Genomic DNA, 13,179 nt, shown 5'->3' on the forward strand with positions numbered 1-13,179 from the left:
GCGCCCGGCGAGTTACGCTGGCTGTTATGGCTATGCCAGACCACGCAATCCAGCCTGAGCGGCGCACTCGGCTCCTGCCCGACGCACGCCGGGCGCAACTCGTCGCCCTCGGCGTCGCCGCACTGGCCGACCGAACACTCGAGTCCCTGCCGCTCGAAGAGCTCTCGAAGCAGGCCGGCGTCTCCAAGGGCCTGCTCTTCTACTACTTCGGCTCGAAGCAGGGCTTTCACCGCGAGATCGTGAGTGCCGCCTTCAACAGCATGCTCCACGCGACAGAGCCACTACTCGAACTGCCGCCCGCCGAGAGGCTCTGGTCGACGCTTCGCAGAACGGTGCGCTTCGCACGTGAGCATGAGAGCACCTTCTATTCGCTCGTGCGGGGTACAGCGAGTGGCGACGCCGAAGTCCGCGAGGTGATCGAACACGCCCGCGCGACTCAGGCCGAACGCGTGCTGGTCCTGTTCCTGGAGCTCGGCATCCCCGATTCCGGGCTCCTGCGCATCGCCGTTCGGTCGTGGGTCGCCTTCGCCGAGCAGACGCTCGTGGATGCTGCGCTCAACACTGACATGAGTGACGCCGACATCGTGCAGCTCCTGACGAACAGCCTCGTTGCCATCACCACAGCGATCGACCCCGCTCACGGGGAATCGCTGAGCGGGGTCGTTCTGTAGTCCTGTTTGGGTGGCGCGTTACGCCTGCACGTCACCCCGCCACGCGCCGTCTGCGGTGCCCTGCGCTTCGATGTACTTCTTGAAGTTCGCCAGATCCTTCTTGATCGCGTGGTTGTCCGCGCCCAGCGCACCGCCCAGCTTCTCCAGCAGCCCTGTGGCTTCCCAGTCGATCTGCACGGTCACGCGGCTCTTGTCCTCGGCGAGCTTGTGGAAGGTCACGACTCCTGCGTGATCGACCTCGCCGCCGGTGCTGTTCCAGGCAACCCTTTCGTCGGGGTGCTGCTCTGTGATCGTCGCTTCGAACTCGCGCTCGACAGGGCCGACCTTGACCTTCCAGAGAGTGAGCGTGTCGCTTGGCTGGGTGAGCGACACGACCTCGTCGAGAAATCGGGGGAACTCCTCGAACTGCGTCCACTGGTTGTAGGCGACGGACACGGGTACGTCGACGTCGATGGTTTCAATGACCTGAGGCATGGACTGCTCCAATTGTTTCATTCTGAGACGGATGACTCTGAGACGGATGATCGTTCGAGCCTAAGCGTCGAAATTCTGGGGCCTGACCCCCTTACCGTCTGGCATTCGAGGTGCTAGAGGCGCGGAGAGTGCGGGTAGGTGCCACGTGCCATCGGTTGGCGCATCGGCTTCTTCCTCGGCCCGATCCTCGGTCTCGCCAGTACTTCTTCTTCCCGTTCGCGATCGGCAACCTCCTCGAGCCACTCCTGCTCGGGCACCTTTTCGACGTGTGGGGCCGTCGCAAGATGATCTTCCTCACCTACGGCCTCGCCGGGGTTGTGCTTGCCGTCTCCGCAGTACTGTTCCAGGCCGAGGTTCTGAACGCCACGACCCAGACGATCTTCTGGTGCGTATCGTTCTTCTCCGCAAGTGCCGGCGCGTCGAGCGCCTACCTCACCGTCAGCGAGATCTTCCCGCTCGAACTGCGCAGCCAGGCGATCTCGTACTTCTTCGATCTCGGCCAGATCGCCGGGGCAGGCGCTCCGCTCCTCTACGGCATCCTCGTCACCGCGATCAAGCCGTAGGCAGTTTCCGCGACTGGCGCCTACATTGGATTCATGGAACGAGAGGCACTCACCGAACTCGCACTCCGCGTCGCCGGCAGCTTCCCGGCAGTGACTCGCGGCCAGCCCTTCGGCGAGGGAACAGAGGTCTTCAAAGTCGTCGGCAAAGTCTTCGCGCTGGTCAACCTCGGCGACCGTCCCGCCTGCCTCACTCTCAAGTGCGCCCCGCCCCATGCGAGGTCACTGGTATACAGCTACGAGAGCATCATCCCCGGGTACCACGTGAACAAGCAGCACTGGATCTCGATAGTCGCAAGCGGTCCTGCCCCCTCGAGCGCAACGCTCACACGTGTCCCCGACGTCGACACGACGCTCGTCGAAGACCTGATCGGCAATTCGTACGACATCGTCGTCTCTCTGTTGCCGCGCGACCGGCGGCCGTTTGATCCCAGCGCCAGCGCGAATGCCGACGCACGTGCCAGCACCAGCACCGACGCCGACAAAGGGTCGCAGCCACGATGAAGATCGCCGTCGCCGGGGCCACCGGCACCGTCGGGCGCCACGTTGTGGCCGTCGCTCGCGAACGCGGTCACGAGGTTCTTGCCCTTTCGCGCGCTGCCGGCGTAGACCTCACCTCAGGGTTGGGTCTCGCCGAGACGCTCTCGGGATCCCAGACCGTCATCGACGTCACTTCGATCTCGACGCAGTCTGCCGAAGAGTCGAAGCGATTCTTCACTCTCGTCACCTCCCACCTGTTGGCGGCCGAGGTGCAGGCGGGCGTCGCCCACCACATCGCACTCTCCATAGTTGGCAGCGACCAAGCGCCATTCGGGTACTACGCCGGGAAAGCCGCGCAGGAACGCCTGGTGAACGAGGCAGCCGTACCGTGGACCATCCTCCGGGCCACCCAGTTCCATGAGTTCGCTCGGCAAATCTACGGCCAGGTGACGATCGGGCCCTTCACGATCATCCCGACCATGATTTCGCAACCGGTCGCGGCGCGCGAGGTCGCCGAACGGCTGATCTTCCACGCAGAATCAAAGCCGAACGGCCTCGCGACCGACCTCGCCGGTCCCGAAGTACTCCGGATGGCAGAGATGGTGAGGCGCTATTCGAAGGCCGTCGGCGGCACCGCACGGGTTCTCGAACTCCCGCTGCCCGGTGGGTTCGGCAGAGCCCTGCGCAACTCCACCCTGGTCGCAAGCCCGTCGGCCGATCACGGCAGGCAGACCTTCACCGAGTGGATCGAATCAGTCGAGCGGCTGTCGTGGCGATGAGCTGGTGGTTTCGACGCGGCGCACGCCGGGATGACATCGAGGTGGCGGAATACTGCGCCACGATCATCCTGTACCAGGCGATCTCGAAGCTCGACACCCTCGCAGTGATCTCGCTGGTCGTGGATGCGCCGGTTGAGAATGCAAAACTGGGGCGGCCGGTCATCCGTCTCGCCGATCAGGCATGGGTCGAAGTCGAGCTGCCGAAACTCGGAGAGCCACCTCCGCTGGCGATCGACGTCTACAGCACGGTGAGCACAGATCAGGCACGGCTCGAGGCGCTGACCCTGGTCTCTGCGTTGCGGCGGCAGACCGCGTGGGATGTTCGGCCCGACTTCGGCGAGAGCGACGACGACTGAGCGCTGCCGGCCGTGCTGTTCACCGGCTCGCTGGTCGTTCAGATCTGTTGCGACTGCGTAACCGGCGCTTCTCCTCCACAGGCGGTCGATTGTGCGAGTTGTGCACTGATCTGGGATTTTGGGTTTTCGGTGTCGGGGGTGGGTGGTTGACTGCTCTCATGACACGAGCATTACTCACCGATGACGAGGTTGATCCGGGCCTATCTGGTTCGACCTCCACAGACCCCGATCACTTCGGCCTAGAGCCCGCGGGTTCGACGAATGATGACCCTGCCGCAAACGAGGCACCGTCGCGGTCACCACGGTCGTCGTCGTCGTCGCCAGGGTCACAGTCGTCGGGATCGGCCTCGTCAGGATCGGCCTCGTCAGGATCAGCGTCGTCAGGATCAGCGTCATCGGGATCAGCGTCATCGGGATCAGCGTCATCGGGATCAGCGTCGTCAGGATCAGCGTCGTCAGGATCACCGTCGTCAGGATCACCGTCAGGGTCGTCTTCGTCGTCGTCGTCGCGGCGGGCCCGGTTCGCGGCGGCGGTCGCTGCGGTGGTGGTGTCGCATCGGGCGATCGCGGCCGCGCACGCCGCACACGCCCTCCTCGTCGAGGAAGCAAGGATCGCGGGGTTCGCGCTGCACACCCAGGACAGCTTCGCCAGCAGTGGCGGCGGGGGCCCGCAGTGGTCCTCCGACCAGATCGTCGAGCGCCAGGTCGTCCTCGAACTCGCCGTCGCCCTGCACCTCACCGAGAATGATGCGAGGCGACTGGTCGACACCTGCGAAGGTCTTGCCGGCCCGTTCACGAGCACCCGTGAAGCCCTTGCTTTGGGGCGGGTGTCGTACCGGCACACCGAAACGATTGTCACCCGTTCGCACCCGCTGCCCCGGGAAGCGTTAGGCAGGTACGAGAAGGCGGTACTGCCCTGGGCGCGGAAAGTCACCGCGCAACGCCTCGACAAAATAGCCCGCGCAGTCGTAGAGGAAGCACAACCCCGCACCGACACCCAACGCCACACCGACGCCGTCACGGGGAGGCGCCTGTATCTGGAACCCGGGTCCGACGGGATGGCGTACCTGACCCTGTACACCGCCGCCGTCGAAGCGGTCGCCATCCACAACCGCGCCACCGACATGGCCCGCTCCGCCAAACACGCTGGTGACCCCCGCACCCTCACCCAACTCCGTGTCGACATCCTCACCGACCTCATGCTCAACAGCGACACCCACACCCCCCGCGTCACCCCCCACATCCGGGCCCGCGTCAACATCACCGTCCCCGCCCTCACCCTGTTGGGCCGGAACCACCAAGGCGACCCCGACCCCGACCAGACCTCAGGCCCAGCAAACCTCGAAGGGTACGGCCCGATCGACCGGCACACCGCCCTCACCATCACCCGCGACGCCCACTCCTTCACCCGCATCCTGACAGACCCCGCCACCGGTGTCGTCCTCAGCTACGGGCGGCAACGCTACAAACCCCCCACCGACCTCGACGAACTCATCCGGCTCACCCACACCGAATGCACCTTCCCCACCCCCTGCCACCCCTCCACCACCGCAGACCTCGACCACACCATCCCCTGGGCCGACGGCGGCGAAACCGCCTACAACAACATCAGCCCACTCTGCACCACGCACCACAAAGTCAAACACCACACCCAATGGACCATCCGACAAACCCCCGGAGAAAACGGGCACGCCCCGACCATCACCTGGACCTCACCCGCCGGCCACCAATACAACATCGAACGCACACCCCTCGCGAAACCCGTCGTGCAGTTCACCGAACAGCAGGAGGAAGGAGACAACTCAGACGAACCGCCTTTCTGACCTCCCACAGTGACCGAATCGTCCCTATTGCTCCGCCTGCTTCGCCTGCCTCGTCTGCCTCGTCTGCTCCGCCTGCTTCGCCTGCCTCGTCTGCCTCGTCTGCTTCGCCTGCTTCGTCTGCCCCTTCTGACCCTTCGCGGGTCACCGACCTCGTTCCATCGACGGGTACCCTTGATCAGATGACGATCACCGCTTCCGCTGACGGCTCAGCGCTGGGAAACCCAGGCCCGGCAGGTTGGGCCTGGTACATCGATGAGAACACCTGGGGCGCGGGCGGCTGGCCACACGGAACAAACAATATGGGTGAGCTCAAAGCCGTTCTCGAGCTCTTCCGGGCGACCGCGCACGTCGACGACGACCTGCACATCCTGTGCGACAGCCAGTACGTCATCAACACGGTGACCAAGTGGATGCCCGGCTGGAAGCGCAAGGGATGGCGCAAGGGAGACGGCAAACCGGTCATGAATCTCGACCTCATCAAAGAGATCGACGATGCCATCGTCGGGCGCCGCTACCGATTCGAGTGGGTCAAGGGCCACGTCGGGCACGAGCTGAATGAGGCCGCGGACATCCGTGCCCGAGGCGCTGCGGAGGCCTTCGCTCGCGGGCGCACCCCAGACACTGGGCCAGGCTTTCCCGGGGGGCGCGCGCCGGTGACGCAGACAGAGACAGTATCCGCGCCTGCCGACGCTTCGGCTGACACGCTCTTCTGATCGGACGGACTTCTCAGATTCAACCCGTTCTGAGGGCCGAATCCGGCCGGTGTTTACATGCTGGCCATGAAGTGGAAAAGAAGCACGTCACATCACCCCGGATGATCGGACTGTGCCTCGTTCCGACAGTCTGCCCGTCCTCAGCCTCAGCCCGACAATCGCCCTCGCTGAGACACCCTTTGCCGTTGCCGCATGGGAGAACGACCTCATTGACGCAGTTGGTTCTTTGTGCGTCGGCTTCGCTACGACGGCCGCCGCGTATGACGACAAGGCCGAAATCGCCGTCGACAACCTGAAGGCACTCCACGACGCGGGTCTCTCCGAGGCAGTGCTTCCGAGGAACCTCGGCGGTCGGGGGCTGAGCTACCAGGCCTTCGGCGAGATCGTGCGGATGATCTGCGAAGCCGACCCGTCCACTGGCACGATCTTCACCATGCACTCCGGTGCCGGCGTGAGTCTCGCGCAACTGACCCACGAGACACTCGGTTCCTTCTACGCCGACGAGCTGAGGGCAGGCAAGCGATTCTCGAATGCCCTCTCAGAACCGACCAGCGGCAACAAGTTCCTGAATCCGCAGCAGCAAGCGCTGCCGGTCGACGGCGGCTGGGCGCTCGACGGGGCCAAGCGGTTCGTGTCGGGGAGCGAGATCGCCGAATACCTGCTCGTCAACGCGCTGGTAGACGGTGAGCCCACGTTCTTCGGTGTGGCGCCAGACGAGTCGGTCACGATCATCCCGATCTGGGACACGCTGGGGCTTCGTGCCACGCGAAGCCAGCTGCTCTCGTTCAACAACACGGTGCTGAGAGCGAGCCAGCGTGGGCGCGCTCCCCTCTTCACGGATTTCGCCGTGATTCCCGCCGGACTGCCGATGATCTCGCTGGGCATTGCTGACGCGGCGCTGGGGGCGATCATCCAGCATGCAACAAACCGCATCATTCTCGGCAAGCCGCTGAGCCACCAGCAGTGGCTGCAGTTCGAGGTCGCAGAGGTGCAGAGCCGCCTTGAATCGGTGCGGGCATTCATCCGACAGACCCTGTGGCAGGCAGATAGCGGCGTACCGGCCTTCTTCGGCAACCTCTCGCGTGCGAAGTATCTTGCGAACAAGATCGCGGTCGACGTGGCGCAGCTCGGGGTGAGGGTGGGTGGGGCATCCGGGTTCCTGAAGACTTCGCCGATTCAGCGGCACCTGCGTGACGCCCAGGCAGGCCAGTTGATGGCCTACTCGACCGAAGTGCTCGCGGGCGAGATCGGCAAGGCTGTGTTCGGCATCTCCGAAACCGAAGACATCGAAACCGAAAGCAACTGAGCGATGCCCTCCGAGCGGCCGCGCATGATCTTCAATGCGTTCAACATGTTCGCAGCTTCGCACCATGACCAGGGCATGTGGGCGTGGCCGGGCAGCCGTCAGCTCGAGTACAACAGCATCGACTACTGGGTCGATGTTGCCCAGCTGCTCGAGCGCGGGCACTTCGACACGCTGTTCTTCGCCGATGTACTCGCTCCCTATGACACCTTCGGATCGTCTCGCGATTCGGCAGTCTTCAGTGGTATGCAGTTCCCGATCAACGACCCAGGCGAACTCATTCCCGCTCTGGCATATGCCACGAAGGACCTGGGGTTTGTGCTGACGCAGAACATTCTGCAGGAGCCGCCGTATTCGTTCGCACGCAAGATGTCGTCGCTCGACCACCTCACGCGGGGGCGCATCTCGTGGAACATCGTCACGACGTTCCTTCCCGGGGCCGGGCGAAACCTCGGATTCGGCGGTCTTCCCGACCACGGCGACCGGTACGCCCGCGCCGACGATTTCATCGAGGTCGTCTACAAACTCTGGGAGGCGAGCTGGGAAGACGATGCCGTGGTGCGCAACGCGGCTCTTCGCCAGTACAGCGACCCGTCCAAGATCCACGAGATCAACCACGTCGGCCCCTTCTACGACGTCGTCGGGCCGCACCTCAGCGAACCGTCGCCACAGCGCACACCGTTTCTGATGCAGGCGGGGGTTTCACCGCGCGGGCGCGACTACGCCGGTCGCAACGCCGAGGGTCTCTTCATCAATGCACTCTCGCCCGAGGAGGCAGCGCCAGTGGTTCGGGATGTTCGTGCTGCCGCCGCACGGCACGGCCGCTCACCCCACAACGTCAAGCTCTTCGGCATTCTCGGGTTCGTCGTCGGCAGCACAGAAGAAGAGGCGCAGCGCCTTCACCAGGAGATCACCGACTTTCAGAGTATCGAGGCCAACCTCGCCAAGCAGAGTGTGTTTCTCGACTACGACTTCAGCACCCTCGACCCTGCCGAGCCCATCTTCGAGATCGCCAAGCGCCCGGAGGGAGCCACGGGAATCGTCGCTGAACTCATCCGGATGTCGCCGAATCCGCGGTACACGATCGGTGAACTCGTCCGCTGGTACGGCAACCAGCGGGTCGTCGGAACTCCGGAGCAGATCGTCGATCATCTCGAGAAATGGCAGGATGCCGGCATCGACGGCATGAACGTGCAGTACGTCGTCTCACCGGGAACCTTCGAGGACTTCGTGGAGCACGTGAGCCCAGAGCTCCGCCGCCGGGGCCTCATGCAGGAGTCGTACGCACCGGGCACCCTGCGCGAGAAGGTGTTCCCGGGCACGGGGCCCTACCTGCCCGACGAGCATCCGGCCAGGGCGCTCCGGCGGGCGGCGTTCGGGACAGACTGACGACTGGCTGGCGGGCTGGTTGGCGGGCTAGCTGGTTGGCGGACTAGCCGGCCCAGCGACCCCAGCCTCGGCCGAACATGTCGTCGAAGCCGGAAGTACCTCCACCAGAACCGGAGCCGCCGCCTGGCCCACGCCTCGAGCCGAGATACGAGCTCACCACGGCCGCACCGAGGTCGTCGAGCTCGGGGGCAACGACTGTGCCTCCGGCACGACGGGCCATCGAGTCGATGAAGCGGGCGAGCCCGGGGTCGTCGCCGAGCCTGAAGAACGTCGTCTGGGCGCCCAGACGAGTTGAGTTGTCGAGCTCGCGAACCGAGTACGCCACCGTCACCGGGTCGGGCGGGTAACTGAAGTACACCTCGCCGTTGGGCTCCAGATGGGAGGTCGGCTCGCCGTCTGTGACGATGAGCAGCACCGGCTGGGCATTCGGGTGCTTGCGAAAGTGCCGGTTGGCCAGCAGAAGCGCGTGGTGCAGGTTGGTGCCCTTGTCCCACATGGCGTCGAGGCCGGTGAGGTGCTCGATGTCCATCACCTCAGCGTGGCGGCCGAAACCGATCAGCTGGAGGTCGTCGCCACGGAATCTCGACGTGATGAGCGTATGCAGGGCAAGCGCGGTTCGTTTCATGGGCACCCACCGGCCATCCATCGCCATCGAGAAAGACGTGTCGACGAGCAGGGCCACACACGCCTGGGTGCGCGCCTCTGTCTCCTGAACTTCGACGTCGCCGATTTCGATCCGGATGCCCGTGGGCCGAGCTGTCGAACCGGTACTGCCCGCCCGCTCCCCCGCCGTGCGCGTCAACGCGTTGGTGATGGTGCGGGTTACGTCCCACGGTTCGGTGTCGCCGAAGGCCCACTCGCGGGTCGCGCCCGAACGATCGCCGGCAGCCCCGGCCTGGCGCAGGTCGCGGTTGCCCTGGCGGCCGGACATGCGGTCGGCGACATCACGCAGAAGGGCCTTGCCGAGCTGGCGCATGGCCTTCGGGCTGAGCTTGAGCGTGCCGTCGGTGCCGCGCTTCAGGGTGCCGGAGTCGCGGAGGGCCTTCTCGAGCTGTTGCAACGCCCGGGCATCCACTGTCGCTTCATCGCCGAGTTGCCGCGAGAGTTTGTCGAGGTCAAGATCGTCGAGTTGCGAGCCGTTGTAGGACTGCGACAACTGCTCCGAGAGCTCGTCGAGGTCGGCGATGTCCTGGAAGACGCCGGTGCCGTCGCCGAGCCCGAGACCCTGCTCGCCGCTCATGCGCTCAGACCCGCTCCAGTTCTCGCCGGGACGCAAGGACTGGAGGGTGTCGTCGAGCTGGGCCAGTGACTGCATCAGCTCTGGCGAACCGAACGCCTGCAGGGCAAGGGCATCGAGCTCGTCGCGCTGCTCCTGGGTCATGGAGTTGCGCATGCGCTGGGCGGCGGCGGCCCGCCCGGCCAGCGCATCGATGAGCTCGTCGACGGTGCCGGGGTTCTCCGGAAAGAACTCACCGTGCTTGGCCATGAAGTCGTCGAACTGCTCGGGGGTGTCTTCGCCGCGCTTGTGCGCATCGAGCAGCTCATTGAGGTCGGCGAGCATGGCGTTGATGGCTTCGCGGTCGGCCTCCGTCGCGTTCTCGAGCGCCTTCTTCATGCCGGCGAACCGTTGGTCGAGCATCTCCCGGCCCAGGAGGTCCTTGATCTTCTCGAATTCCGCGCGGGCCTCGCTGCTCTGCCACTGGTAGTCGCTCAGCTCGCTGACGGCCGCGGCGGGAGACGGGGGGAGCGCGTCGAGCTGCATCTCGGCGAGGGCGCGGTCGCCATCATCCATCGACGCATCGCGGGCCAGCTGTTTGCGCTCGGCCAGCACCGCCTTGTCGAGGAGCTCTTTGATCTGGTGCAGGGTGCCGTCGAGGTTGTGTTTCTGGGCCAGCTCCCGGCGACGCTCGGCAACCCGTCGTGCGAGGTCGTCGAGGCCGGCCTGGTTTGCGCCGCCCCGCCGCAGGAACTCGCTGAGGGCGCGCTCGGGCGACGAACCGGCCATCACGTCTTCACCGATCGCCTCCAGGGCTTCGGCCAGGTCGACCGGGGGCGCCAGGGGATCTGGACCGTCGACGTACCTGCCGTACCGGGAGTCGTGCGTGAGGCGGCGGTTGGCCCTAGCCATAGATCGTCTCGCCCCCGCCGCTCTCCTTGCTCAGCCTGCGCGCCAGGTAGAGGCCCTCGAGCGCCAGTTCGATCGCCCCGGCCCGCTGCCCATCGTTCGTCGCCCCGAGGCGCTCGCCGATCTCGTCGTAGAGCGGCGACTCCCCGAGTGGCGGCAACCCGGTCAGAAAGTCGCGTGCCGAAACCTGTTCGCCCGTCGTGACCATGACCCCGCTTTCGACGGCATCCACGAGCGGGCCGAAATCGATGCCTCGAAAGTGTGCCCTGACCGCCTCAGCCGTCGCTGTGCGCAGGAGGTGGTCGAGAATCTCGTCTTCACGCCCCTCTTCGCCCGACTCGAACTCGATCTTGCCGCCGAGAACGTCGACCGCCGTTTCGAGGTCGACGGGCCTCGCGACCGCCTCGGTCTCGCCCTGGCGTGTCGCGCGGTGCAGCGCAGCGGCCGCAATCGTCTCGGCGCCGGCGATGGCGAAGCGCGCGCTCACGCCACTGCGCTGGTCGACCGCGTTCGAACCGCGGAGGGCACGAGTGAATCGCGCCAGGATCTCGACGAGATAGTCGGGCACATCGGCGACGAGCTTCGCCTCCTGCCGGATGACCGCGACCTCATCGGCGAGTTCCATCGGGTAGTGCGTGCGGATCTCCGCACCGAACCGGTCTTTGAGCGGCGTGATGATGCGGCCGCGGTTGGTGTAGTCCTCGGGGTTCGCACTCGCCATGACGAGCACGTCCAGCGGCAGGCGCAGCACGTAACCGCGAATCTGGATGTCGCGCTCCTCCATCACGTTCAGCATCGCGACCTGAATGCGCTCCGCCAGGTCGGGCAGCTCGTTGATCGCCACGATTCCGCGGTGGCTCCGCGGAATGAGCCCGAAGTGGATCGTCTCGGGGTCGCCCAGGCTGCGCCCCTCGGCCACCTTCATCGGGTCGACGTCACCGATCAGGTCGGCCACGCTCGTGTCAGGCGTGGCCAGTTTCTCGAAGTACCGTTCGTCGCGACTGCGCCACGAGATCGGCAGCTCGTCGCCGAATTCGGATGCCCGGCGAATGCTCTGCGAGGTGATCGGCTCGAACGGGTGTTCGCCGAGCTCGGAGCCTTCGATGACCGGCGACCACTCGTCGAGCAGACCGCTCAACGTTCGGAGCAGGCGCGTCTTGCCCTGCCCGCGCTCGCCGAGCAGCACGATGTCGTGCCCCGCGATCAGCGCCCGTTCGAGCTGCGGGATGACGGTCGATTCGAACCCGTGGAGCCCGGGCCACGGATCCCGGCCCTCCCGCAGCGCGTCGAGGAGGTTGTCACGGATCTCCGCGCGCAGCGTCTTGTAGACGTGCCCCGAAGAGCGGAGCTCGCCGACCGTTGCGGGTGTGGGCATGGACGAGGATGAGCGCATCATCCATGTAATGCTACGCCGCTGGACAGGTGACACGCCTGTCAGTGACAAGCCCGTAACGTGAGCCGTTCACGAAGCGAAGATGTCGAGCCCCAGGGCGATGGAGAGGAAGCGCGCGGTGCGCTGCCCACGAACGCTGTTGCCTGCGGGGTCGAGACGAGGCGAGTACGTGCCGAGCCCGCCTTTGCCCGGCGAGACGGCGACGATGCCACCCGACACACCGCTCTTCGCCGGGACCCCGACCTCGAAGAGCCAGTCGCCCGACAGCTCGTAGAGGCCGGCCGTCGCCATGACCGAGAGCGTGTCCCTGGCGACCCGGGCGTCGACGACGCGAATACCCGTGACCGGGTTCACTCCCCCGCATGCCAGTGTGGCTGCCATGACCGCCAGATCGCGCGCAGAGACGAGCAGCGAGCACTGTTTCGTGCAGACCTCGGTGGTCACAATCGGGTCGAAATTCATGCGCCCGTAGCTCTGGAGCAGGCGCGCGATCGCCATATTGCGTTGGTTGGTCGCGGTCTCTGATTCGAAGGTGGACTGATCCAGCTCGAGCGGGCGACCGGCGAACTCCGAAAGCCCGTGCTGGATGAAGGCCCACTTCTCTTCGGCGTCGTCACCCGGCACCAGGCTCGTGGTCGCGAGCGCCCCCGCGTTCACCAAGGGGTTCATCGGGTTGCCGCCGTTGAGCTCGACCGCCATGACCGAGTTGAACGGCAGGCCGGTGCTGTTCACCCCGACGAGCTCAGACACGGCGTCATGGCCGCTGTGCTGGCACACCAGGGCGAAGACGAACACCTTCGAGATCGACTGGATGCTGAACTCACGCAGCGCGTCACCGACACTGCTGATTCCGCCATTCACCCCGCACACGCTGATGCCGAACAGTGAGGGGTCGGCCTCACCGAGCGAGGGAATGTAGTCGGCGACATCACCCTCGTCGAGATGGCGGTAACGGCCGTGGGCTTCGTCCAGCAGCGCCGTGACCTCGGCGATCGACGGCAGAACGCCCGTCGAGACCCGCGGTCGGGGCGGGCGAGTGGCGTCGGGATCGATTTCGGTGCTCATGTCAGTGCCCCACTTTCAACACCACGATAGTGGTCAGGCAACATCTCG

14 protein-coding genes are annotated in these 13,179 nt (G+C 65.4%); 9 read left to right on the top strand and 5 right to left on the bottom strand.

Annotated elements, in window-relative coordinates; all coding sequences use genetic code 11:
* Positions 1-26 precede the first annotated feature (26 nt).
* Positions 27-671, top strand: a complete 645-nt coding sequence (locus JOE66_RS13565) for a TetR/AcrR family transcriptional regulator (protein WP_239518310.1) — start codon at positions 27-29, stop codon at positions 669-671.
* 18 nt (positions 672-689) lie between these two features.
* Here JOE66_RS13565 and JOE66_RS13570 read toward each other — a convergent pair whose 3' ends face one another.
* Positions 690-1,145: an SRPBCC family protein gene (locus tag JOE66_RS13570; RefSeq protein WP_205110257.1), complete on the bottom strand. Its 456-nt coding sequence runs from the start codon at positions 1,143-1,145 to the stop codon at positions 690-692.
* Between the two features lie 128 nt (positions 1,146-1,273).
* Here JOE66_RS13570 and JOE66_RS13575 point away from each other — a divergent pair, with 128 nt between their 5' ends.
* From JOE66_RS13575 to JOE66_RS13590, 4 genes are read left to right on the top strand one after another with little or no spacing between them, the layout of a single operon-like run.
* Positions 1,274-1,708 carry an MFS transporter gene (locus JOE66_RS13575; protein ID WP_307827210.1) on the top strand — a complete coding sequence of 145 codons (435 nt, stop codon included), beginning with the start codon at positions 1,274-1,276 and terminating at the stop codon, positions 1,706-1,708.
* 33 nt (positions 1,709-1,741) lie between these two features.
* On the top strand, positions 1,742-2,209 hold the full coding sequence (locus JOE66_RS13580; RefSeq protein WP_205110258.1) for an MmcQ/YjbR family DNA-binding protein: 468 nt from the start codon (positions 1,742-1,744) through the stop codon (positions 2,207-2,209).
* Positions 2,206-2,964, top strand: a complete 759-nt coding sequence (locus tag JOE66_RS13585) for an SDR family oxidoreductase (protein WP_205110259.1) — start codon at positions 2,206-2,208, stop codon at positions 2,962-2,964. Before JOE66_RS13580 ends, JOE66_RS13585 begins: the two co-directional genes overlap by 4 nt.
* A complete protein-coding gene (locus JOE66_RS13590) occupies positions 2,961-3,320 on the top strand; it encodes a hypothetical protein (protein ID WP_205110260.1) in 360 nt (119 codons plus the stop codon). The genes JOE66_RS13585 and JOE66_RS13590 overlap by 4 nt, the downstream gene beginning before the upstream one ends.
* Positions 3,321-3,494: 174 nt before the next feature.
* Here the strand turns inward: JOE66_RS13590 and JOE66_RS13595 are convergent, their stop codons facing one another.
* Positions 3,495-3,800: a hypothetical protein gene (locus JOE66_RS13595; protein ID WP_205110261.1), complete on the bottom strand. Its 306-nt coding sequence runs from the start codon at positions 3,798-3,800 to the stop codon at positions 3,495-3,497.
* Positions 3,801-3,862: 62 nt separating this feature from the next.
* Between JOE66_RS13595 and JOE66_RS13600 the strand changes: the two genes are divergently transcribed.
* The 4 genes from JOE66_RS13600 to JOE66_RS13615 all read left to right on the top strand — a co-directional run bounded on the left by JOE66_RS13600 (position 3,863) and on the right by JOE66_RS13615 (position 8,548).
* Complete coding sequence (locus JOE66_RS13600) at positions 3,863-5,143, top strand: HNH endonuclease signature motif containing protein (protein ID WP_205110262.1); 1,281 nt, start codon at positions 3,863-3,865, stop codon at positions 5,141-5,143.
* Positions 5,144-5,322: 179 nt separating this feature from the next.
* A complete protein-coding gene (locus JOE66_RS13605; RefSeq protein ID WP_205110263.1) occupies positions 5,323-5,856 on the top strand; it encodes an RNase H family protein in 534 nt (177 codons plus the stop codon).
* Between the two features lie 112 nt (positions 5,857-5,968).
* The gene (locus tag JOE66_RS13610; protein WP_205110264.1) at positions 5,969-7,162 is read left to right on the top strand and encodes an acyl-CoA dehydrogenase family protein; all 1,194 of its coding nucleotides are present in this window, start codon (positions 5,969-5,971) and stop codon (positions 7,160-7,162) included.
* A gap of 3 nt (positions 7,163-7,165) precedes the next feature.
* The gene (locus tag JOE66_RS13615; RefSeq protein WP_205110266.1) at positions 7,166-8,548 is read left to right on the top strand and encodes an LLM class flavin-dependent oxidoreductase; all 1,383 of its coding nucleotides are present in this window, start codon (positions 7,166-7,168) and stop codon (positions 8,546-8,548) included.
* Between the two features lie 43 nt (positions 8,549-8,591).
* On the opposite strand, the gene JOE66_RS13620 is transcribed toward JOE66_RS13615, so the two are convergent.
* The 3 genes from JOE66_RS13620 to glsA all read right to left on the bottom strand — a co-directional run bounded on the left by JOE66_RS13620 (position 8,592) and on the right by glsA (position 13,131).
* Positions 8,592-10,676 carry a vWA domain-containing protein gene (locus JOE66_RS13620; protein WP_239518311.1) on the bottom strand — a complete coding sequence of 695 codons (2,085 nt, stop codon included), beginning with the start codon at positions 10,674-10,676 and terminating at the stop codon, positions 8,592-8,594.
* Complete coding sequence (locus JOE66_RS13625) at positions 10,669-12,069, bottom strand: MoxR family ATPase (RefSeq protein WP_239518312.1); 1,401 nt, start codon at positions 12,067-12,069, stop codon at positions 10,669-10,671. Before JOE66_RS13625 ends, JOE66_RS13620 begins: the two co-directional genes overlap by 8 nt.
* A gap of 66 nt (positions 12,070-12,135) precedes the next feature.
* Positions 12,136-13,131, bottom strand: coding sequence for a glutaminase A (glsA, locus tag JOE66_RS13630; RefSeq protein WP_205110268.1), 996 nt, complete (start codon positions 13,129-13,131; stop codon positions 12,136-12,138).
* Positions 13,132-13,179: the final 48 nt, after the last annotated feature.

The organism is Subtercola frigoramans (assembly GCF_016907385.1).
In the GTDB taxonomy this organism is placed as follows: Bacteria; Actinomycetota; Actinomycetes; order Actinomycetales; family Microbacteriaceae; genus Subtercola; species Subtercola frigoramans.

What these genes read in the sequence shown, in the direction of transcription:
- JOE66_RS13565 (WP_239518310.1), top strand. Translation starts at nt 27, where the DNA reads ATGGCTATGCCAGACCACGCAATCCAGCCTGAGCGGCGCACTCGGCTC.
- JOE66_RS13570 (WP_205110257.1), bottom strand. Translation starts at nt 1,145, where the DNA reads ATGCCTCAGGTCATTGAAACCATCGACGTCGACGTACCCGTGTCCGTC.
- JOE66_RS13580 (WP_205110258.1), top strand. Translation starts at nt 1,742, where the DNA reads ATGGAACGAGAGGCACTCACCGAACTCGCACTCCGCGTCGCCGGCAGC.
- JOE66_RS13585 (WP_205110259.1), top strand. Translation starts at nt 2,206, where the DNA reads ATGAAGATCGCCGTCGCCGGGGCCACCGGCACCGTCGGGCGCCACGTT.
- JOE66_RS13590 (WP_205110260.1), top strand. Translation starts at nt 2,961, where the DNA reads ATGAGCTGGTGGTTTCGACGCGGCGCACGCCGGGATGACATCGAGGTG.
- JOE66_RS13605 (WP_205110263.1), top strand. Translation starts at nt 5,323, where the DNA reads ATGACGATCACCGCTTCCGCTGACGGCTCAGCGCTGGGAAACCCAGGC.
- JOE66_RS13615 (WP_205110266.1), top strand. Translation starts at nt 7,166, where the DNA reads ATGCCCTCCGAGCGGCCGCGCATGATCTTCAATGCGTTCAACATGTTC.
- JOE66_RS13620 (WP_239518311.1), bottom strand. Translation starts at nt 10,676, where the DNA reads ATGGCTAGGGCCAACCGCCGCCTCACGCACGACTCCCGGTACGGCAGG.
- JOE66_RS13625 (WP_239518312.1), bottom strand. Translation starts at nt 12,069, where the DNA reads ATGATGCGCTCATCCTCGTCCATGCCCACACCCGCAACGGTCGGCGAG.
- glsA (WP_205110268.1), bottom strand. Translation starts at nt 13,131, where the DNA reads ATGAGCACCGAAATCGATCCCGACGCCACTCGCCCGCCCCGACCGCGG.